Genomic DNA, 17877 nt, shown 5'->3' with positions numbered 1-17877 from the left:
CACGCCATGCGCGCACAACTTGGCAATGCCGCGGCCGCGCCGCCGGACGCGGATCCGGCGGTGGCGTCGCTGCCGTCGCAGTTCCTGACCTTTCAGCTGGAACAGGAGCTGTTCGGCCTGAACATCGTCGGCATCCACGAGATCATCGAATACCGCGCGCCGACGCCGGTCCCGACCATGCCCGCCTGCGTGCGCGGCGTGATCAACCTGCGCGGCGCCGTGGTGCCGGTGGTGGACCTGCAATTGCGGCTCGGCCGCGCGCCCAGCCGCGTCACCCGGCGCAGCTGCATCGTGATCGTGACCGCCGAAGACGCCGGCACGACCCAGGCCTTCGGCCTGCTGGTCGATGCGGTCAGCGAGGTGCTGGACATCCCGGCGCAGCAGATCGAGGCGGCGCCGTCGTTCGGCGGCGGCATCCGCCAGGAGTTGCTGCAGGGCATGGGCAAGCTGGAGGGCCGCCTGGTGATCCTGCTGGACCGGGCGCGCCTGCTGCGCATGGACGAGATCGCCGGCGCTGCGCTGCAGGCGGCGGCCTGAGCGAAAGAGGGTGGCCGCTCCATGGCAACCGCGCCGGCACTGCGCGCGGGCGCCAGTGTGCACCTCGCGCGCCCTGTTCGCAGGCAGCGAGGCGCCACGCCAGCTGCAGCGAAGACCCGCGCCGTGATATGCGCATCACGGCGGCCCCGCTAGTGTTTCCGGGACAGGGCATCCGCCCACAGCGAGGTCCGGACCATGGCAGACAAAGACACGCAACACGGCAAGCAGCAAGGGATCCAGGAAGGCCAACAGGACCGGGCGCAGGACGAGGTGGCCAAGCAGCGGTCGGGCCGGGAGGACGAGAAGCTGCGCGAAGCCCACGAACGCGGGCCCAAGTCCGGCGGCGACCAAGCGGCCGGCTGAGCCGTCCGCAGGCTGCCTGGGCCGCGGTGCGGCGGCGTGCGCGCAATGGCGCGCCGCTACCCAGCAGGCGCCGTCCGCAGACACAAAAAAGCCCCGGAGGCGACTCCGGGGCTTTTCGTCTGAAGAAGTGGTGGAGCGGAAGGGGATCGAACCCTCGACCTTCGCATTGCGAACGCGACGCTCTCCCAGCTGAGCTACCGCCCCACATCAGACGCATAGTCTAACTGGCCCGGGGCGTGCGTGCCAAGAGGGCGATGCGGCCCGCGCGTCTGGCCGCTGGCGCTCGCGGTCGCGCACGCACGGCTGCGCCACTAGCGCTTCGCGCAGGCCGCGGCGGTGCGCGCAGGTGGCGGCACGCGCACGCTCGACGACAAGGCGCGCTTGGCCGGGCGTGCGCGCCCGATGCTGACGCGTGCCCCTCGGGCACCCATACGCGGCAACCTGCAGACCGCTGGCGTGAAGGCGGAAATGCACGCCCGTATTCCGGCAGCCGGCGGGGAGAGTCGATATAATCGTGGGCCGAAATCCTCGTCAGACGGTTTCGTCGTTCCGGATGAGATATTCCGTCCGTTCCAAATCTTTTTATCCACGGGTCCTTGAAAAATGACGGAAGTTCGCAACTTGCAACAAATCGCCGAAGCCAAGGCCAAGCTGCAGGAAGAGATGCGCAAGCTGGAAGAGCAGGAGAAGCAGGCGCGCGAAGGCGAGACCAGCGCCGCGCATGCCAACGTGCTGTCGCTGCTGGAGCAGTTCGCCGAGTTCTTCAGCGCCAAGCAGCGCAACGAGATCGCCGCCTACGTGACCAGCGCCGCGCCGAAGCCCGCCAGCGCCAAGTCCGCCGGCGGCCGCAGCGAGGTCAAGCCGAAGTACCAGCTGCCGCACACCGGCGAGACCTGGTCCGGCCGTGGCCGCACGCCGAAGGCGTTCGCCGCGTGGGAAGGCACCGCCGCCTACAACGAATGGAAGGCGCGCCACCCGGACCTGAAGTTCCCGCTGGTCAAATACTGATCGGTTTACTGATCGGTCGCAAAAAGGCCAGGGGTTTCCTGGCCTTTTTTATGGGCGATGGTTTTCAGGCGGTGTCGCGCTTTCGCTGTGAATAAGCGGGCGAGGGCACGCGATAAACGGAATACGCTGCATGCCGGAAGGCTTACTCGCCGGCATGTCGGTGGTTGTGGCGCAAACGTCCGACACCGCGCTGTGAGACTGAGTCGTTCCAATCTGATCGCGCCAGCGCGGGACCAGCACGCCTGGGCGAAGACGGATCCTGCGCCCCACAGCTGCGAATGCGCCGCGGCCGCTCACCACCTTGCGTCTGTCCGGGCGACCAGACCCTGTAGGAGCGACTTCAGTCGCGACGGGCTTTACCGGTAGAGCCCGTCGCGACTGAAGTCGCTCCTACAAACGCTTTCGCTGACTTTGCCTGAGCCGACGCCTAGCCAGCGCTGCCCAGCAGCGGCTGCAGCGTCGCTTCCAGTTCGCGGCGGCGCCAGCCGGCCAGCGGTTGCGGCCATTGGCCGCTTTCCAGCAAGGCTTCCAGGTGCTTGCGCGAGGCCAGCAGGCCGTCGGGCAGGCCCAGCTCGGCGCTGCGGGCGGACACCGCGTCCTGCAGGCGCTTCAGCGCCGCCTTGTTGTCGTCGCTGGCGGCCAGCGCCAGCGGCGCGTCGGCTTCGTCGGGCAGTGGCGTGGTCAGCGCCTGCCACAGCGCCTCGCCGAGCTTGCGCGGGGCCTTGGGATGCTTGTCCAGCAGCGCCTGCAGGCCGTGGCGGTCGTCGGGCGGAAAGCGCGCCAGGGTGGCGGCCAGTTCGTTGTCCAGGATCCAGCTGCGCGGCTTGTCGCTGTGCCGGGCCTGCACGTCGCGCCAGCGCAGCAGGCGCAGCAGGCGCTGCTGCGCCGGCGGATCCATGAACTGCGCTGCGCGCATGCCCAGGTGCGGCCAGCGCTCGCCTTCGTCGTGCTCGACGGTGCCGAGCAGGCGCTCGCCGTCCTCGTGCAGCCAGGCGCTGCGGTCCAGCGCCTGCAGCCGTTGCTGCAGGGCGTCGTGGATCGCGAACAGGTGGCGCACGTCGTCGGCGGCGTATTCCAGCTGCGCCGGCGACAGCGGACGGCGCAGCCAGTCCGAGCGGGTCTCGCCCTTGGCCAGGTGCACCCCGGTGATCTCCAGCACCAGCTTCTGGTAGCCCATGCCCGCGCCGATGCCGGCCAGGCCGGCGCCGATCTGGGTGTCGAACAGCGGCCGCGGCAGCGCGCCGCAGGCGCACTTGAACGCGACCAGGTCTTCGCTGGCGCTGTGCATGACCTTGAGGATGGCGGGATCCGACAGCCACGGCGCCAGCGCCTGCGGCATGCCGGGGATCAGCGGGTCGATCAGCAGGATCTCGTCGGCCACCGCCATCTGCACCAGCGCCAGCTGCGGCCAGTAGGTGCGTTCGCGGACGAATTCGGTATCCAGGCCGATCCTGGCCGGGCGCTGCGCCAGCCGCTCGGCCAGCTCGGCGGGTTGCTTGATCCAATAGGGCACGTGGTTTCCGTCGAATGCAGGGTTTGCTCAGGCAGGCGAGAATAGCCTAACGTCGGCCCGCCGGCCGCACGGACGCCGATGGCGCGAACGCCGTCGCAAGGCCAATGTCGTTGGGAGGATGCGTGCGCACGAGCGGTTCTGCGATTGCCTGGGCCCTGCTGGCCGCGCTGCTGGGCGGCTGCACCGGGCAGGCGCCCGCGCCTGCGCCGGCTCCTGCCGGGCCGGCGCCGCAGGCCAGGGCCGCGGCGGCCAAGCCGGCGCAGGCGCCCAGCGTCACCATCGGCGGCGAGGATGCCGCCGAGACGGTGGCGCGCTGGCAGCCGCCGCTGCCGACGCTCGATCGCGCCGATCTGGCCCAGGCGCGGCGCGATGCCGCGCGCGCTCTGGCCGACGACCGCCTGTTCGAGGACGCGCAATCGGCGATTCCGCTGTACCTGGCGATCCGCGCGCTGGCGCCGCAGGACCGGGTGGCGCGCGACGGCCTGCGCAAGGCGCGGCTGCGCCTGCTGCAGCTCGGCGATGCGTTGTTGCAGGCCTCGGAGCAGCAGGAGCAGGCGCTGGAGCGCGCCGGCCGCATCGCGATGGTGGCGCTGTCGCTGGATGCCGACGATCCGGCGGTGCGGCGCCTGCAGCAGCGGGTGGAGATCGCGCTGCGGGTGCTGGCCTACAACCGCGCCGGCGAGGAGGATCTGCGCGCCGGCCGGCTCGGCGAGGACGGCAACGGCGCGCTGGCCAATTTCCGCGAAGCCCTGCAGCTGGACGCCGACGATGCGCGCGCGCGGCAGGGCGTGGCGGCGGTGGAGAGCGCGGTGATCCGGCGCGCCGAGGCGGCCGCGGCGGCGTCCGATTTCGCCGCCGCCGGCAGCTGGCTGGCGCGCGCCGCGCGCATCCGCGACGGCGCCGCCACCGTGCACGATGCGCGGGTGCGGGTGGAAGGCGTGCGCACCGCGCGCATCGCCGGCCTGCGCGATGCCGGCCTGCGCGACCTGGCCACGCCAGCCGGGCTGAAGGCCGCGCGCGAGAAGCTGGGCGAGGTGCTGCGCATCGCCGACCCGGGCGACCCGGTGGCGGCGATGCTGCGCGAGCGCATCGACCTGGCCACCCACTACGGCAGCTTCCGCCCCGGCCAGGTGTTCACCGACGGCATGAGCAGCGGCGAGCGCGGGCCGCAGATGATCGTGGTGCCGCACGGCGGTTTCCGCATGGGCGCCAGCGCGACCGAGCCCGGCGCGGTGCCGGCCGAGCAGCCGCTGCACTACGTGCGCTTCGAGCGCGGCTTCGCGATGTCGATTACCGAAGTCACCGTGGCCGAGTTCCGCCGTTTCGTCGAGGCCAGCGGCGCGCGGCCGCGCGCGACCCGGCGCGGGCATTCGATCGTCTACGACGAGCGCAGCGGCAATTTCGTGCGCCGCAGCGGCACCGACTGGCAGTCCGACTACAACGGCGCGCGCGCCGCGCCGAACAGTCCGGTGATGCACGTCAGCGTGCGCGATGCCGAAGCCTATGCGGCATGGCTGTCGCAGCAGACCGGGCGCCACTACCGGCTGCCCAGCGAGGCCGAGTTCGAATACGCGCTGCGCGCCGGCAGCCGCGGCCGCTACCCGTGGGGCAACGCCGGCGTGCCGCCGCGCGGCGCCGGCAACTTCACCGGCGGCGGCGACGTCTCGCCCAGCGGCCGGCACTGGAACAACGCCTTCGTCGGCTATGCCGACGGCTTCTGGGGGCCGGCGCCGGTCGCCAGCTTCAAGGCCAATGCCTGGGGCCTGCACGACATGGGCGGCAATCTCAGCGAGTGGGTCGCCGATTGCTGGCATTCCAGCTACCGCCGCGCGCCCGCCGACGGCAACGCCTGGTACAACCCCGGCTGCCGCTCGCGCGTGGTGCGCGGCGGCAACTGGGCCAACGCGCCGGAGCAGACCCGTGCCGCCTGGCGGCTGATGCAGGACTCCGACACCACCAGCGCCCGGGTCGGGTTCCGCCTAGTGCGCGGAATTTGACACGGCCGCGCCGCCGCCGCGGCTACAGTGCCGCGCACGGGCATGCGCCATCGCCGCCCACCAGCCAGCAAGGGGATTGGACATGAGCAACGTCTTCGGCCGCCAGGGCGGGGAGCAGGGCGGCAGCCGCCGCGGGCCGCTGGGCGGCGTGCGCTGGCTGGTGCTGCTGGGCTTCGCGGTATACGCGGGGTTCTACTGGTTCTCCAACCGCAGCGAGGATCCGTACACCGGTGAGAAGGTGCTGATCGACAGTTCGCTCGGCGTGGAGGACGAGAAGGCGCTGGGCCTGCAGGCCTACCAGGAGATCCTGGCGCAGGAGCGCCCGGTCGATCCGCAGTCGCAGGTGGCGCAGCAGGTGCGCGCGATCGCGCAGCGGCTGATCGCCAAGGTCGACGTGGTCGAGGACGCGCTGGCCGCCGAGCACGGCATGCAGGCCAAGCACTACGCGCGCGGCTTCGACTGGGACGTCAACGTGATCGAGTCCGAGCAGGCCAATGCGTTCTGCCTGCCCGGCGGCAAGATGGCGGTCTACACCGGCCTGCTGCCGGTGGCCAAGAACGCCGATGCGGTGGCGGTGGTGATGGGCCACGAGATCGCGCACGCGCTGCTGCGCCACGGCGCGCAGCGCATGGCGCAGCAGAAGCTGACCCAGATCGGGCAGATGGCCGGCGCGGCCAGCGGCATGGACCCGCAACAGCAGCAGATGGCGATGGCGGCGATGGGCTACGGCTACCTGCTGCCGTACGCGCGCAGCCACGAGACCCAGGCCGACGAGGTCGGGCTGATGCTGGCCGCGGCGGCCTGCTTCGATCCGCGCGAAGCGGTGCCGCTGTGGGAACGGATGAGCGCCAGCAGCGGCGGCCAGGCGCCGCCGGAGTTCTCGTCCACGCATCCCAATCCGGGCACGCGCATTCAGAACCTGCAGGCGCTGATGCCCAAAGCGCTGGAGTACCGGCAGCGTTTCTGCGAGTCGGCCAAGACCGCGCAGCGCTGAGCGAGGCGGCAGGCGCGGGCGGCTGAGCTGCGCACGCCGTGGCGTGTGCAGCCCGCGCGCCTGCGCTCAGCGCGTGGAGACCTGCACCGGCGGCGTCGCCTCCGGCAGGGCCAGGCGTTGCCCGATCGCCAGCAGCTCGACGAACTCGCGGCGCTCGCCGCTGCGATCCGCGCCGGTCGCCGCGCGCGCCGCGGCGGTGACCTGCGCCCAGTCCCAGCCATCGATGTGCGCGCCGCCGCGCAGCAGGTCGGCGTAGGCGGCGACCGCGGCGGCGAAGCGCAAATCCGTGCTCGGCTGCGCCATCGCCGAGGCCGTGGCGACCGTGCTCTGCAGCAGGCGGCTGCGCTCCTGCCCGGGCAGCTTGTAGCGCAGGCGCAACTGCGCCAATTCGCCGGCATGCAGCGGCGTCTGCGGCTGCGCCGGTCCGGCGTAGCGCAGGGCCGGCAGGCGCCGCGATGCGCTGCCCACGGGAGTGATCTCGTACAGCGCGGTGACGCTGTGTCCGGCGCCGATCTCGCCGGCATCGACCTTGTCGTTGGCGAAATCCTCGCGCGCCAGCAGCCGGTTCTCGTAGCCGATCAGCCGATATTCGGCGACCTGCGCCGGATTGAACTCGACCTGGATCTTGACGTCGCGGGCGATGGTCAGCAGCGTGGCCTGCATCTGCTGCACCAGTACCTTGTGCGCCTCTCGCGCCGAATCGATGTAGGCGTGGTTGCCGTCGCCGACATCGGCCAGGCGCTCGGCCATCGCGTCGTTGTAGTTGCCGCGGCCGAAGCCGAGCGTGCTCAGCGCCACGCCGCTGCGGCGCTGGTCGGCGACCAGCGTCTCCAGCGCGGCGCGGTCGACCGTGCCGACGTTGAAGTCGCCATCGGTGGCCAGGATCACCCGGTTGCTGCCACCGGCGACGAAGCCCTGCCGGGCGGTCGCGTAGGCCAGGCGGATGCCGTCGCCGCCATTGGTGCTGCCGCCGGCCTGCAGTCGCTCCAGCGCGGCGAGGATCTCGGCATGGCGGTCGCCGGGCGTCGGCGGCAACACCAGCCCGGCGGAGCCGGCGTAGACCACGATCGAGACCCGGTCCTGCGCGCGCAGCTGCGGCACCAGCATGGCGAAGGCCTGCTTGAGCAACGGCAGCTTGTCGGCCGAGGCCATCGAACCGGAGGTGTCGATCAGGAACACCAGGTTCGCCGGCGGCGAGGCCTGGCGCGGGACGTCGTAGCCCTTGATGCCGATCATCAGCAGCTGCCGCTGCGGGTTCCACGGGGCGGGCGCCAGTTCGGTGGACACGCGGAACGGCACGTCGCGGTCGCGCGGCGCCGGGTGCGCGTAGTCGAAGTAGTTGATGAATTCCTCCGCGCGCACCGCGTCGGCCGGCGGGCGCTGGCCGTCGCGCAGCATGCGCCGCACGTTGGCGTAGCTGCCGGTGTCCACATCGATCGAAAAGGTGGACAGCGGCTGTTCGCGCGCACTGTGCACCGGGTTGTCCGCCGGGCGTTCGTAGTGTTCGCGGTCCAACGGCGGCATCTGCGCGGCGTCCATCGACAGCTGCGCGCGCTGGGCGGCAACGGCCCGCTGGCGAATCGGCGAAGGCGCGGCAGGCGTGGCCGGCGCCAAGGCCCGTGCCGGCGGCGCGGGTGGCGCGGGCGGCGTCATCGGCGATTGCGACGCCGGCTGCGCGGTGGTTTCAACCAGGGGTTCGGGGGATGCCTGCGCCTTGACGCGGACGAAGGCGTCGCTCGGTGCCGGCGCGCGTACGTCGGCGCGATCGTCGGCGGTGCTGCAGCTTGCCAGCAGCGCGGCAAGGAGCAGGGACGGCAGGGCGGGGCGGTACGGGCGTGGGTGCATGGCGGGCGCTCGGTGATGGTCCGAGGCTGCAAACGCGCGACGGGCAGGATCGGGGTTGGACTCGGGGCCATCCCGTCTTGCTGCCTTGCGGCTGAATGCCCCGCCTGCGCGCGCACGGCGTGGCATCGGGGCGGGTGCATCATGCGCGTATCGCCACGGGAGCATTCGCCATGAAACGCCTCTTGCTGTCATCGCTCGGGCTGGCCGCGCTGCTGGCCGGCTGCGCCACCAACCGCCTCGGCGACGACGAGCGGCTGGCGCTGTACCGCGCCCATGCCGCCGCGCCGGTGCGCGACTTCCAGTACTTCAATCGGATCAGCGGCTGGACCGCGCTCGGCGACAGCGCGCTGGCGGTGTGGACGCGCCCGAACCAGGCCTACCTGCTCGAGCTGAGCGGCCGCTGCGCCGACCTGGATTACGCGCCGACGATCGCCATTACCCATTTCGGCGACCGCGTCTCGGCGCGTTTCGACGACGTGCTGGTGATCGGCGGCAGCCCGGGCGCGATCCGCCTGCCGTGCCGCATCCAGAGCATCCGCCCGCTGGACGTCAAGGCGCTGCGCACCTCGGAGAAGGAACTGCGCGAGGCCAAGGTGCAGGAGCGGGCGCAGCAGGGGCAGGGCGGGTAGGCGGCCCGGGGGCCTGCAGCTGAGATGCGGTCCGGCGGGCCGGTCGGCGTCAGCGACTGGTAGGCCGAAGTCGCTCGCATACGCCGTCGGGATAGTTCGCCGCAAGTCCCTGTAGGAGCGACTTCAGTCGCGACGCGCGATACCGGCAGCCCATCGCGATGGGTGGTCCGGGGCGATCCGAAATGGCTGCTGAGAGGAGCGCGGACTGCGGTGCAAGGGGTTCATGGGTCGCGACTGAAGTCGCTCCTACAAGGACGCGGCACATCGTGATGGATGGGCCGAGACGACGGGGATCGTTGCTGCAAGGGGCGGTGGGCTGCGGTGCAGGAGTTCATGGGTCGCGACTGAAGTCGCTCCTACAGGGACGTGGCCCGTCGTGATGGATGGGCGCGGCGACCCGGGATCGTTGCTGCAGGGAGCGGTGGACTGCGGTGCAGGGTTTCATGCGTCGCGGCTGAAGTCGCTCCTGCAGGGGCTTGCGGCGGCTGGGATGGGAGTGCCGCACGCGCGTTCGGCTGCTGGCGCCGTCGGCGCGGCGCAGCGCGGCGGTCTTCCGCCGCGCTCAGGATTCCCGTTCGGGTTCCACGTAGCCCTCGGGCTTGGGCGCGCCGCCCTGGAACAGGAATTTCTCCAGCTCCGCCTCCAGGAACGCGCGGTGCTTGGGATCGCGCGGCGACAGCCGGTTCTCGTTGATCAGCATGGTCTGGTGCGCCAGCCACGCCTGCCAGCCGGCCTTGCCGATCTGCGCGAACACGCGCTGGCCGAGTTCGCCGGGATACGGCACGTAGTCGAGGCCTTCGGCGTCGCGTTGCTGGTACTGGCAGAAGACGGTGCGGGACATGGCGGTTCCTGGTGGCGCGGCGGGCGACGATCAGAGGCCGTCGAGCAGTTTGCGGATCGGTGCGGGCAGGCCGAGCGCGGACAGGCCGGCCCGCGCGACCCAGCGCAGGCCGTCATTGTCGCGCACCGCGTCGCGCAAGGCGACCTTGCGCAGGCGCAGCGGCTGCAGGTGCAGGCGATAGTGGCTGAAGGTGTGGACGATGGGCGGCATCGGTTCGGCGTCGTCGAAGGCGCGGCCGCGGGTCTCGCGTTCGAACCAGGCGCGCAGTTCGGTCTCGCTCTCGGCCTGCGGCAGCGTCCACAGCGACGCCCAGATGCCGCTCGGCGGGCGCCGCTGCAGCAGTAGTTCGCCGGCGGCGTTCTCCAGCAGCAGCGCCAGCGCCTCGCGTTCGGGCAGGATCTTGCCCGGCTTGGGCGTGGGCAGCGCGTCGACCAGGCCGTCGCGGCGTGCCACGCAGTCGTCCTGCAGCGGGCACAGCACGCAGGCGGGGTTGGCGCGGGTGCACAGGGTGGCGCCGAAATCCATCTGCGCCTGGGTATAGTCGGCCATGCGTCCGTCGGCGACCGCTGCCACGTGCGCCTGCGCGATCGCCCACAGCGGCTTCTCCACCGCCGGCAGGCCGGGGTAGCCGGCGATGCCGTGGTAGCGGGTCAGCACGCGCTTGACGTTGCCGTCCAGGATCGGGAAGCGGTCGTTCCAGGCCTGGCTGAGGATCGCGCCGGCGGTGCTGCGGCCGATGCCGGGCAGCGCGTGCAGCGCGTCGAAATCGCGCGGCAGCTCGCCGCCGTGCAGCTCCACGCAGCGCTTGGCCGCGGCGTGCAGGTTGCGCGCGCGGGCGTAGTAGCCCAGCCCGGCCCATTGCGCCATCACCGCGTCGCTGTCGGCCGCGGCCAGGTCCGGCAGGGTCGGGAAGTGCTGCAGGAAGCGCAGGAAGTACGGGATCACCACCGCGACCTGGGTCTGCTGCAGCATGATCTCCGACAGCCACACGCGGTAGGGACTGCGCGGATGCTGCCAGGGCAGGTCGTGGCGGCCGTGGCGGTCGAACCAGGCGAGCAGGCGGGGGGCGAAGGTGTCTGGGGGCTGGCGCATGCTGGCATTGGGTCGTTCCTTCTCCCACCGGGAGAAGGTGCCCCGAAGGGGCGGATGAGGGTGCGGGCGAAGTCCCGTGTAGCTGGGGCAGCGAGACGCATTCGCGCCGTACCCTCACCCCAACCCCTCTCCCGATGGGAGAGGGGCTTTAGGTCAGGCGCCCAGGGCTTCCGGCAGCAGGGCGTCGACGAAGGCTTCGGCGTCGAACACGCGCAGGTCTTCCGGGCGCTCGCCGATGCCGGCGAAGCGGATCGGGATGCCGAACTCGCGCGCCAGGGCGAACACCACGCCGCCCTTGGCGGTGCCGTCGAGCTTGGTCACCACCAGACCGGTGACGCCGACCGCGGCGTGGAACTGGCGCAGCTGCGACAGCGCGTTCTGGCCGGTGGTGCCGTCGATGACCATCAGCACTTCGTGCGGCGCGGCCGGATCGAGCTTGCCGAGCACGCGGCGGATCTTGCCCAGTTCGTTCATCAGCCCGGTCTGGGTGTGCAGGCGCCCGGCGGTGTCGGCGATCAGCACCTCGGTGCCGCGCGCCTTGCCGGCCTGCAATGCGTCGAACGCGACCGAGGCGGCATCGGCGTTCTGGCCCTGCGCGATCACGGTCACGCCGTTGCGGTCGCCCCAGGCCTGCAGCTGCGCCACCGCGGCGGCGCGGAAGGTGTCGCCGGCGGCCAGCATCAGGCTGTGGCCCTCGTCCTTGAAGCGCTTGGCCAGCTTGCCGATGGTGGTGGTCTTGCCGACGCCGTTGACGCCGACGGTCAGCACCACGAAGGGTCTGGCGTTGCGGTCGATCTGCAGCGGCCTGGCCACCGGCTGCAGGATCGCGATCAGGTCGGCGCGCAGCGCGCGCAGCAGCGCCTGCGCATCGACGAATTCGCGGGCCTTCATGCGCTTGCGCAGGTTCTCGATCAGGGCGGTGGTCGCCGGCACGCCGACGTCGGCGGTGATCAGCGCGGTCTCGATCTCGTCGAGCAGGTCGTCGTCGAGCTTGGGATTGCGCGAGAACAGGCCGCCGAAGCTGCGCGCGATGGTGCTGTTGCGCAGGCGCTCGCGCCAGCCGGTCTTGCCGGCGCTGGCGGCGGGCGGCGCGTCGGCACGCACGTCGAACGCCGCCGCGAAGGCCGCGGCCGGATCGGGAAGCGGCGCGGCGGCCGGGGCCGCCGCGGGCGCCGGCACCCGCGTCTCGGGCGGCGGCGTGGGCGCCTGCGGCGGCAGCGCGACGTGGCCGGGCGCGGGAATCGGGTCGGGTGCGACCGTCGGCGCCTCGCGCAGGGCGACGGGCGCGGCTACCTCCGACGGCGGCGATGCCGGGGCGGCTTCGACCGCTGGCGCCGCAGGTGCGGCAGGCGCAGGCGCCGCAGTGGCGGCTTCAGCGGCCGGCTTGGGGAAGGCGGCGGCCAGTTCCTCGACGCTGTAGCGCTGGGTGCTGCGGCTGTCGCCGGCGTGGTCCTGGGGCTTGTTGCGGCGGAATAGGCTGACCATGGGTAACGCGTGAACCGGAAACCGGGAATGCTACCACTTGCGCCTGTTAGGCCCTTGTGGGGCCGGGATTGGGGATTGGGGATTGGGGATTCGTAAAAGCGGCGATCCCGCGGCACCGCAATGCGGCGCCTTTGCGAATCCCCAATCCCCAATCCCGGCCCCTCAGAGCTTGCCCTTCATGGAGCGGTAATCGCGCGGCGTCATGCCGACCGTGGCCTTGAACTGGCGCGCGAACGCGCTCTGGTCGGCGAAGCCGCAGGCCTGGCCGATGCTGGCGATGCTCTCCTCGCCGTGCAGCAGGCGCATCGCCGCCTCGATCCGCATCTTGGTCAGCAGCTGCTGCGGGGTCAGCTGGAACACGCGGCGGAAGTGCCGCTCCAGCTGCGCCACCGACAGTTCCGCCAGGTCGGCCAGGGTCTGCACGCGCAGGTTGTCGCCGTAGTGCGCCTGCATGTGCTCCATCGCGCGGCTGATGCGTTCGTAGGCCGAATGGCGGCTGTCGGGCTGGCCCAGGTCGCGGGAAATGCCGACCACGCCGATCACCTCGTTGTGCTCGCACAGCGGGCGCTTGAAGGTCAGGCACCAGCCGGGGGTGCGGTTCGGGAACAGGTGCACTTCCAGCTGGTTCTCGATCATCTCCCCGCACAGCACGCGCCGGTCCTGCATCAGGTAGCTGCCGCCCAGCGGCAGCGGGAACACTTCCAGTGCCGACTTGCCGATCAGGTCGGTGCGGTACTTCTTGCCCAGGCGCCGCACCAGGGTCAGGTTGACGTGGGTGTAACGGCCGTCGCGGTCCTTGACGAAGAACACCACGTCCGGCAATGCATCGAACAGCGTCTGCATTTCCAGCGCCGAAATCATCGTCTCCATCTGCATTCACCGGGCGGTTGTAGGGCGGCTGCGGCAGGTACGCCGCGGCGTACCCCTGTATGGCCGATCCTAGCCTATGTGTGGCGCCGAGGGCGACCGGGGTTGTGCGAACTTCCGCATTTATGACAGGCAAACGCTGCTAGCCCGCCGCAGCCCGGAATGTGAGCATGGACCTATGCATACACTCGATGTGATCGACTCGCATACCGGCGGCGAACCGACCCGTGTCGTCGTCGCCGGATTCCCCGACCTGGGCTCCGGGCCGCTGGCGCAGCGGCGCGATCTGTTCCGCGATCGCTTCGATCGCTGGCGCAGCGCCATCGCCTGCGAACCGCGCGGCTCGGACACGATGGTCGGCGCGCTGCTGTTGCCGCCGATCGCCGCCGACGCCTGCGCCGGGGTCATCTTCTTCAACAACGTCGGCTACCTGGGCATGTGCGGCCACGGCACCATCGGCCTGGTGCGCACGCTGGCCGACCTGGGCCGGCTGGCACCGGGCACGCACCGCATCGAGACCCCGGTGGGCACGGTCGGGGTGGAACTGCACGGCGACGGCCGGGTGTCGGTGGACAACGTGGAGAGCTACCGCCACGCCGCCGGCGTCGAGGTGCAGGTGCCCGGCTACGGCCGCGTGCGCGGCGACGTGGCCTGGGGCGGCAACTGGTTCTTCATCACCGAGCAGACCCCGTGCGCGCTGGAGCTGCGCAACCAGCGCGAGCTCACCGCCTACACCGAGGCGCTGCGGCTGGCGCTGGAGGCGGCCGGCATCCGCGGCGCCGACGACGGCGAGATCGACCACATCGAGATCAACGGCCCGGCGCCGGGCGCCGGCGCCGACGCGCGCAACTTCGTGCTGTGCCCGGGCCTGGCCTACGACCGTTCGCCGTGCGGCACCGGCACCAGCGCCAAGCTGGCGTGCCTGGCCGCCGACGGCAAGCTGGCGGCCGGCCAGGTGTGGCGCCAGGAAGGCATCCTCGGCAGCCTGTTCGAAGGCAGCTACGTGCCGGGCACCCGCGGCGTGCTGCCGCGGATCACCGGGCAGGCGCACATCACCGCGCGCGCGCAACTGCTGATCGATGCGCAGGATCCGTTCGCCTGGGGCATCGGCGCCGAATGAGCGGTTTCGACCTGATCGTCGTTGGCGCCGGCATCGTCGGCGCGGCCTGCGCCGATGCGGCCGCGGCCGCCGGCCTGCGCGTGGCGATCGTCGAGTCCGGCGGCATCGGCGGCGGTTCCACCGCCGCGGCGATGGGCCATCTGGTGGCGATGGACGAGGACCCGGCGGAGCTGGCGCTGTCGGCGTATTCGCTGCGCCTGTGGGAGGAATTCGCGCAGTTGCCGGCGGCCGAGTACAGCCGCTGCGGCACGCTGTGGGTGGCGCGGCAGGCGCACGAGCTGGAGGCGATCCCGGCCAAGATCCAGCGCCTGGCCGCCGCCGGCGTGCGCGCCGAGGCGATCGACGCCGATGCGCTGTACCGGCTGGAGCCGGCGCTGGTGCCGGGCCTGGCCGGCGGCATGCGCGTGGCCGCCGAGGCGGTGGTGTATCCGCCGCGGATGGCGCGGCACCTGGTCGAGCGCGCGCTGGCTGCCGGCGCGCAGCTGTTCGCCGGGCGCCGCGCGCTGGCGCTGGCTGCCGAAGGCGTGCGCCTGGACGACGGCACCCGCCTGCATGGGCCGGTGCTGGTCGCCACCGGCTGCGCGTTGCCGGAACTGCTGCCGGAATTGCCGATGCGCGCGCGCAAGGGCCAACTGGTGATCACCGACCGCTATCCCGGCTTCGTCGGCCACCAGTTGCTGGAGCTGGGCTATGCCGACAGCGCGCACGGCAGCGACGGCAGCAGCGTGGCGTTCAACGTGCAGCCGCGGCCGACCGGGCAGATCCTGATCGGTTCCTCGCGCGAGTTCGACGCCAGCGACCGCGGCGTGTCGATGCCGATGCTGCAGCGCATGCTCGAGCGCGCGTTCGCGTTCCTGCCCGGGCTGCGCCAGTTGCAGGCGATCCGGGTCTGGACCGGGCTGCGCCCGGCCACGCCGGACGGGCGTCCCTACCTGGGCGCAGTGCCCGAGCGCAGCGGGGTGTGGGTCGCGGCCGGCCACGAAGGGCTGGGCGTGACCACCGCGCTGGGCAGCGCGCGGCTGCTGCTGGACCTGCTGCTGCAGCGCACCCCGGCGCTGGACCCGGCGCCGTTCGCACCGGCGCGGGCGCTGTCGTGAGCGCGCCGACCTTGCGCCTGCAGGTCAACGGGCAGAGCCTGGAAGTGCTGGCCGGCAGCAGCGTGGCCGCGGCGGTGGCGCAGGTCGCGGTGCATTTCCGCCGCTCGCGCAGCGGCCAGCCGCGCGCGCCGCTGTGCGGCATGGGCGTGTGCAGCGAATGCCGGGTGCGCATCGACGGCGTCGGTCAGTTGCGCGCCTGCGTCACTCCCGCACGCGACGGAATGCAGGTGTGGACCGATGGCTGAGCCGCGCGCGCTGCACTACGACGTGGTCGTGGCCGGCGCCGGCCCGGCCGGGCTGGCGGCGGCGCTGGCCGCGGCCGGACACGGCCGGCGCGTGGCGCTGGTCGACCTGCAGGCGCGCGCCGGCGGCCAGATCTGGCGCCACGACGTGGCGCATGCGCCGCCGCGGCTGGCCGCGCGCGTGCTGGCGCAGCTGGCGGCGAGCAAGATCGAGTTCCTGGCGCAGACCCAGTTGCTGATGGCGCAGCCGCGGCAGCTGCTGGCCGACGGCCCGCAGGGCGCGCGCTGGCTCGGCTACGACGCGCTGGTGCTGGCCACCGGCGCGCGCGAACTGCTGCTGCCGTTCCCGGGCTGGACCCTGCCCGGCGTCACCGGCGCCGGCGGCGCGCAGGCGCTGGCCAAGCAGGGCTGGCCGCTGGTCGGCAAGCGCGTGCTGGTCGCCGGCAGCGGCCCGCTGCTGCTGGCCAGCGCGGCGACGCTGCGCCGCCACGGCGCGCAGGTGCTGGGCATCGTCGAACAGGCCCCGCTGCGCGCGCTGGCCGGCTTCGCCGCGCAGTTGCCGTGGCGCTGGCCGGACAAGGCGCTGCAGGCGCTGGCGCTGCGCGCGCAGCTGGCCGGCGTCGCGTACCACAGCGGCAGCGTGGTGCTGTCGGCGCAGGGCGATGGCCAGCTGCAGTCCGTCGAGATCGACGGCCCGCGCGGCCGCCGCCGCATCGATTGCGACCAGCTGGCGGTGGGCTACGGCCTGGTGCCGAACGTGGAACTGGCGCAACTGCTGGGTTGCCGCTTGGCGCACAGCGGCGCGCATCCGTGCGTGGCGGTGGATGCGCAGCTGCGCACCAGCGTCGAAGGCGTCTACGCCGCTGGCGAAGCGCTGGGCATCGGCGGCCGCGACTGCGCGCGCGTGGAAGGCGCGATCGCCGGGCACATGGCGGCCGGGCAGGGCGCCGCGGCGCAGGCGCTGCAACCGCGGCGGCGCCGCGCGCGCGCCTTCGCCGCGCTGCTGCAGCGCCATTTCGCGCTGGACCGGCGCATCCACGCGCTGGCCGCGCCGGACACGCTGGTGTGCCGCTGCGAGGACGTGCCGCTGTCGGCGCTGCGCGGCTACCACGACCTGCGCGACGCCAAGCTGGCCTCGCGCTGCGGCATGGGCGCCTGCCAGGGCCGCATCTGCGGCAGCGCGCTGACCGAGCTGGGGCTGGCGCCGCGGCCCGACGATTTCTCCGACGACGGCCGCCGGCCGCCGCTGTTCCCGGTGCGGCTGGATGCGCTCGCGCATGCGCCGGCCGATCCGCTCGCTTCCGCACTTCCCCTCGCAACCCTAGACCAAGGTGTCATCCCATGAGCAAGGCTTCCTTCTGGTACGGCGTGCTGCCGGCCATCACCACTCCGTTCAACGCCGACGGCAGCATCGACCATGCGTTCCTGGCCAAGCATGCGCAGGTCATGGTCGACGCCGGCTGCACCGCGATCGTGCCGCTGGGCTCGCTCGGCGAGGCCGCCACGCTCAGCTTCGACGACAAGGTCGCGATCCTGAAGACCCTGGTGCAGGCGCTGGACGGCCGCATCCCGGTGGTGCCGGGCATCGCCGCGCTGTCCACCGACGAGGCGGTGCGCCTGGCGCAGGCGGCCAAGCAGGTCGGCTGCGGCGGGATCATGGTGCTGCCGCCGTACGTGTACTCCACCGACTGGCGCGAGATGGGCGCGCATGCGCGCGCGGTGATCGCCGCCACCGACCTGCCGGTGATCCTGTACAACAACCCGGTGGCCTACAAGACCGATTTCAGCCCGGTGCAGATCGCCGAGCTGGCCGCCGAATTCCCGAACCTGGAAGCGGTCAAGGAATCCTCCGGCGACGTGCGCCGCTTCGCCGCGCTGGGCGAGCTGCTCAACGACCGCCTGGTGCTGCTGGTGGGCATGGACGATGCGATCGTCGAAGGCATCAGCATGGGCGCCAAGGGCTGGATCGCCGGTCTGGTCAATGCGTATCCGAAGGAGTCGGTGAAGCTGTTCGAGCTGGCCCGCGACGGCGGCTACCCGGCGGCCAAGGCGCTGTACGACTGGTTCCTGCCGCTGCTGCGCCTGGACACCGTGCCCAAGTTCGTGCAGCTGATCAAGCTGGTGCAGGAGAAGGTCGGCCTGGGCAGCGAGCGCGTGCGCGCCCCGCGCCTGGTCATCGACGGCGCCGAGCGCGAAGCGGCGCTGAAGGTGATCGACCACGCCATCGCCACCCACCCCGGGCTCTGA

17 protein-coding genes and 1 tRNA gene are annotated in these 17877 nt (G+C 72.0%); 11 read left to right on the top strand and 7 right to left on the bottom strand.

What is annotated here, in order from left to right; all coding sequences use genetic code 11:
- Window positions 1-6: 6 nt before the first annotated feature.
- Together OCJ37_RS12850 and OCJ37_RS12845 are read left to right on the top strand one after the other, a co-directional pair.
- Window positions 7-537, top strand: a complete 531-nt coding sequence (locus OCJ37_RS12850) for a chemotaxis protein CheW (protein ID WP_263109861.1) — start codon at window positions 7-9, stop codon at window positions 535-537.
- Window positions 538-732: 195 nt separating this feature from the next.
- Window positions 733-900 (top strand): hypothetical protein, encoded by a 168-nt coding sequence (locus tag OCJ37_RS12845; RefSeq protein ID WP_263109859.1) that lies wholly within the window; start codon window positions 733-735, stop codon window positions 898-900.
- Between the two features lie 128 nt (window positions 901-1028).
- Here the strand turns inward: OCJ37_RS12845 and OCJ37_RS12840 are convergent.
- A tRNA-Ala gene (locus OCJ37_RS12840) sits at window positions 1029-1104 on the bottom strand.
- A 399-nt stretch (window positions 1105-1503) separates the two neighbouring features.
- Between OCJ37_RS12840 and OCJ37_RS12835 the strand changes: the two genes are divergently transcribed.
- Window positions 1504-1908 carry an H-NS histone family protein gene (locus tag OCJ37_RS12835; protein ID WP_263109857.1) on the top strand — a complete coding sequence of 135 codons (405 nt, stop codon included), beginning with the start codon at window positions 1504-1506 and terminating at the stop codon, window positions 1906-1908.
- A gap of 427 nt (window positions 1909-2335) precedes the next feature.
- On the opposite strand, the gene rnd is transcribed toward OCJ37_RS12835, so the two are convergent.
- Window positions 2336-3421, bottom strand: a complete 1086-nt coding sequence (gene rnd / locus OCJ37_RS12830) for a ribonuclease D (RefSeq protein ID WP_263109855.1) — start codon at window positions 3419-3421, stop codon at window positions 2336-2338.
- A 104-nt stretch (window positions 3422-3525) separates the two neighbouring features.
- Between rnd and OCJ37_RS12825 the strand changes: the two genes are divergently transcribed.
- Window positions 3526-5418, top strand: coding sequence for a formylglycine-generating enzyme family protein (locus OCJ37_RS12825; protein WP_263109853.1), 1893 nt, complete (start codon window positions 3526-3528; stop codon window positions 5416-5418).
- A gap of 82 nt (window positions 5419-5500) precedes the next feature.
- The gene (locus OCJ37_RS12820) at window positions 5501-6412 is read left to right on the top strand and encodes a M48 family metallopeptidase (protein ID WP_263109852.1); all 912 of its coding nucleotides are present in this window, start codon (window positions 5501-5503) and stop codon (window positions 6410-6412) included.
- 66 nt (window positions 6413-6478) lie between these two features.
- Here the strand turns inward: OCJ37_RS12820 and OCJ37_RS12815 are convergent, their stop codons facing one another.
- Complete coding sequence (locus tag OCJ37_RS12815) at window positions 6479-7951, bottom strand: vWA domain-containing protein (RefSeq protein ID WP_263113682.1); 1473 nt, start codon at window positions 7949-7951, stop codon at window positions 6479-6481.
- 476 nt (window positions 7952-8427) lie between these two features.
- Between OCJ37_RS12815 and OCJ37_RS12810 the strand changes: the two genes are divergently transcribed.
- Complete coding sequence (locus tag OCJ37_RS12810) at window positions 8428-8886, top strand: DUF6491 family protein (RefSeq protein ID WP_263109850.1); 459 nt, start codon at window positions 8428-8430, stop codon at window positions 8884-8886.
- Between the two features lie 562 nt (window positions 8887-9448).
- Here the strand turns inward: OCJ37_RS12810 and OCJ37_RS12805 are convergent.
- The 4 genes from OCJ37_RS12805 to OCJ37_RS12790 all read right to left on the bottom strand — a co-directional run bounded on the left by OCJ37_RS12805 (window position 9449) and on the right by OCJ37_RS12790 (window position 13174).
- A complete protein-coding gene (locus OCJ37_RS12805) occupies window positions 9449-9727 on the bottom strand; it encodes an oxidative damage protection protein (protein ID WP_263109849.1) in 279 nt (92 codons plus the stop codon).
- A 30-nt stretch (window positions 9728-9757) separates the two neighbouring features.
- Window positions 9758-10819, bottom strand: coding sequence for an A/G-specific adenine glycosylase (mutY, locus tag OCJ37_RS12800; protein WP_263109848.1), 1062 nt, complete (start codon window positions 10817-10819; stop codon window positions 9758-9760).
- A 153-nt stretch (window positions 10820-10972) separates the two neighbouring features.
- Window positions 10973-12304, bottom strand: a complete 1332-nt coding sequence (gene ftsY / locus OCJ37_RS12795) for a signal recognition particle-docking protein FtsY (RefSeq protein WP_263109846.1) — start codon at window positions 12302-12304, stop codon at window positions 10973-10975.
- A gap of 162 nt (window positions 12305-12466) precedes the next feature.
- Window positions 12467-13174 carry an AraC family transcriptional regulator gene (locus OCJ37_RS12790; RefSeq protein WP_263109844.1) on the bottom strand — a complete coding sequence of 236 codons (708 nt, stop codon included), beginning with the start codon at window positions 13172-13174 and terminating at the stop codon, window positions 12467-12469.
- 175 nt (window positions 13175-13349) lie between these two features.
- On the opposite strand from OCJ37_RS12790, the gene OCJ37_RS12785 reads away from it, so the two are divergent.
- Genes OCJ37_RS12785 through OCJ37_RS12765 form a run of 5 tightly spaced genes read left to right on the top strand, consistent with a single transcriptional unit; the run spans window position 13350 to window position 17877 of the window.
- On the top strand, window positions 13350-14291 hold the full coding sequence (locus tag OCJ37_RS12785; protein ID WP_263109843.1) for a 4-hydroxyproline epimerase: 942 nt from the start codon (window positions 13350-13352) through the stop codon (window positions 14289-14291).
- Entirely contained in the window at window positions 14288-15388 is a 1101-nt protein-coding gene (locus OCJ37_RS12780) for an NAD(P)/FAD-dependent oxidoreductase (protein WP_263109842.1), read from the top strand. Before OCJ37_RS12785 ends, OCJ37_RS12780 begins: the two co-directional genes overlap by 4 nt.
- The gene (locus OCJ37_RS12775) at window positions 15385-15633 is read left to right on the top strand and encodes a 2Fe-2S iron-sulfur cluster-binding protein (protein WP_263109841.1); all 249 of its coding nucleotides are present in this window, start codon (window positions 15385-15387) and stop codon (window positions 15631-15633) included. Before OCJ37_RS12780 ends, OCJ37_RS12775 begins: the two co-directional genes overlap by 4 nt.
- The gene (locus tag OCJ37_RS12770; protein WP_263109839.1) at window positions 15626-16975 is read left to right on the top strand and encodes an FAD-dependent oxidoreductase; all 1350 of its coding nucleotides are present in this window, start codon (window positions 15626-15628) and stop codon (window positions 16973-16975) included. The genes OCJ37_RS12775 and OCJ37_RS12770 overlap by 8 nt, the downstream gene beginning before the upstream one ends.
- Window positions 16972-17877, top strand: coding sequence for a dihydrodipicolinate synthase family protein (locus OCJ37_RS12765; RefSeq protein WP_263109838.1), 906 nt, complete (start codon window positions 16972-16974; stop codon window positions 17875-17877). The genes OCJ37_RS12770 and OCJ37_RS12765 overlap by 4 nt, the downstream gene beginning before the upstream one ends.

Source organism: Xanthomonas sp. AM6, from assembly GCF_025665335.1.
GTDB lineage: Bacteria > Pseudomonadota > Gammaproteobacteria > Xanthomonadales > Xanthomonadaceae > Xanthomonas_A.
Note: the sequence above shows the minus strand (reverse complement) of the source record. Positions and strands in the feature narration are given on the sequence as shown.

Bases quoted from the DNA above. Each gene is read 5' to 3' on its own strand.
- OCJ37_RS12790 (WP_263109844.1), bottom strand. From the start codon at position 13,174: ATGGAGACGATGATTTCGGCGCTGGAAATGCAGACGCTGTTCGATGCA.
- OCJ37_RS12770 (WP_263109839.1), top strand. From the start codon at position 15,626: ATGGCTGAGCCGCGCGCGCTGCACTACGACGTGGTCGTGGCCGGCGCC.
- OCJ37_RS12805 (WP_263109849.1), bottom strand. From the start codon at position 9,727: ATGTCCCGCACCGTCTTCTGCCAGTACCAGCAACGCGACGCCGAAGGC.
- OCJ37_RS12845 (WP_263109859.1), top strand. From the start codon at position 733: ATGGCAGACAAAGACACGCAACACGGCAAGCAGCAAGGGATCCAGGAA.
- OCJ37_RS12835 (WP_263109857.1), top strand. From the start codon at position 1,504: ATGACGGAAGTTCGCAACTTGCAACAAATCGCCGAAGCCAAGGCCAAG.
- OCJ37_RS12820 (WP_263109852.1), top strand. From the start codon at position 5,501: ATGAGCAACGTCTTCGGCCGCCAGGGCGGGGAGCAGGGCGGCAGCCGC.
- OCJ37_RS12815 (WP_263113682.1), bottom strand. From the start codon at position 7,951: ATGGACGCCGCGCAGATGCCGCCGTTGGACCGCGAACACTACGAACGC.
- OCJ37_RS12825 (WP_263109853.1), top strand. From the start codon at position 3,526: ATGTCGTTGGGAGGATGCGTGCGCACGAGCGGTTCTGCGATTGCCTGG.
- OCJ37_RS12810 (WP_263109850.1), top strand. From the start codon at position 8,428: ATGAAACGCCTCTTGCTGTCATCGCTCGGGCTGGCCGCGCTGCTGGCC.
- OCJ37_RS12765 (WP_263109838.1), top strand. From the start codon at position 16,972: ATGAGCAAGGCTTCCTTCTGGTACGGCGTGCTGCCGGCCATCACCACT.
- OCJ37_RS12850 (WP_263109861.1), top strand. From the start codon at position 7: ATGCGCGCACAACTTGGCAATGCCGCGGCCGCGCCGCCGGACGCGGAT.
- OCJ37_RS12785 (WP_263109843.1), top strand. From the start codon at position 13,350: ATGCATACACTCGATGTGATCGACTCGCATACCGGCGGCGAACCGACC.
- mutY (WP_263109848.1), bottom strand. From the start codon at position 10,819: ATGCGCCAGCCCCCAGACACCTTCGCCCCCCGCCTGCTCGCCTGGTTC.
- ftsY (WP_263109846.1), bottom strand. From the start codon at position 12,304: ATGGTCAGCCTATTCCGCCGCAACAAGCCCCAGGACCACGCCGGCGAC.
- OCJ37_RS12780 (WP_263109842.1), top strand. From the start codon at position 14,288: ATGAGCGGTTTCGACCTGATCGTCGTTGGCGCCGGCATCGTCGGCGCG.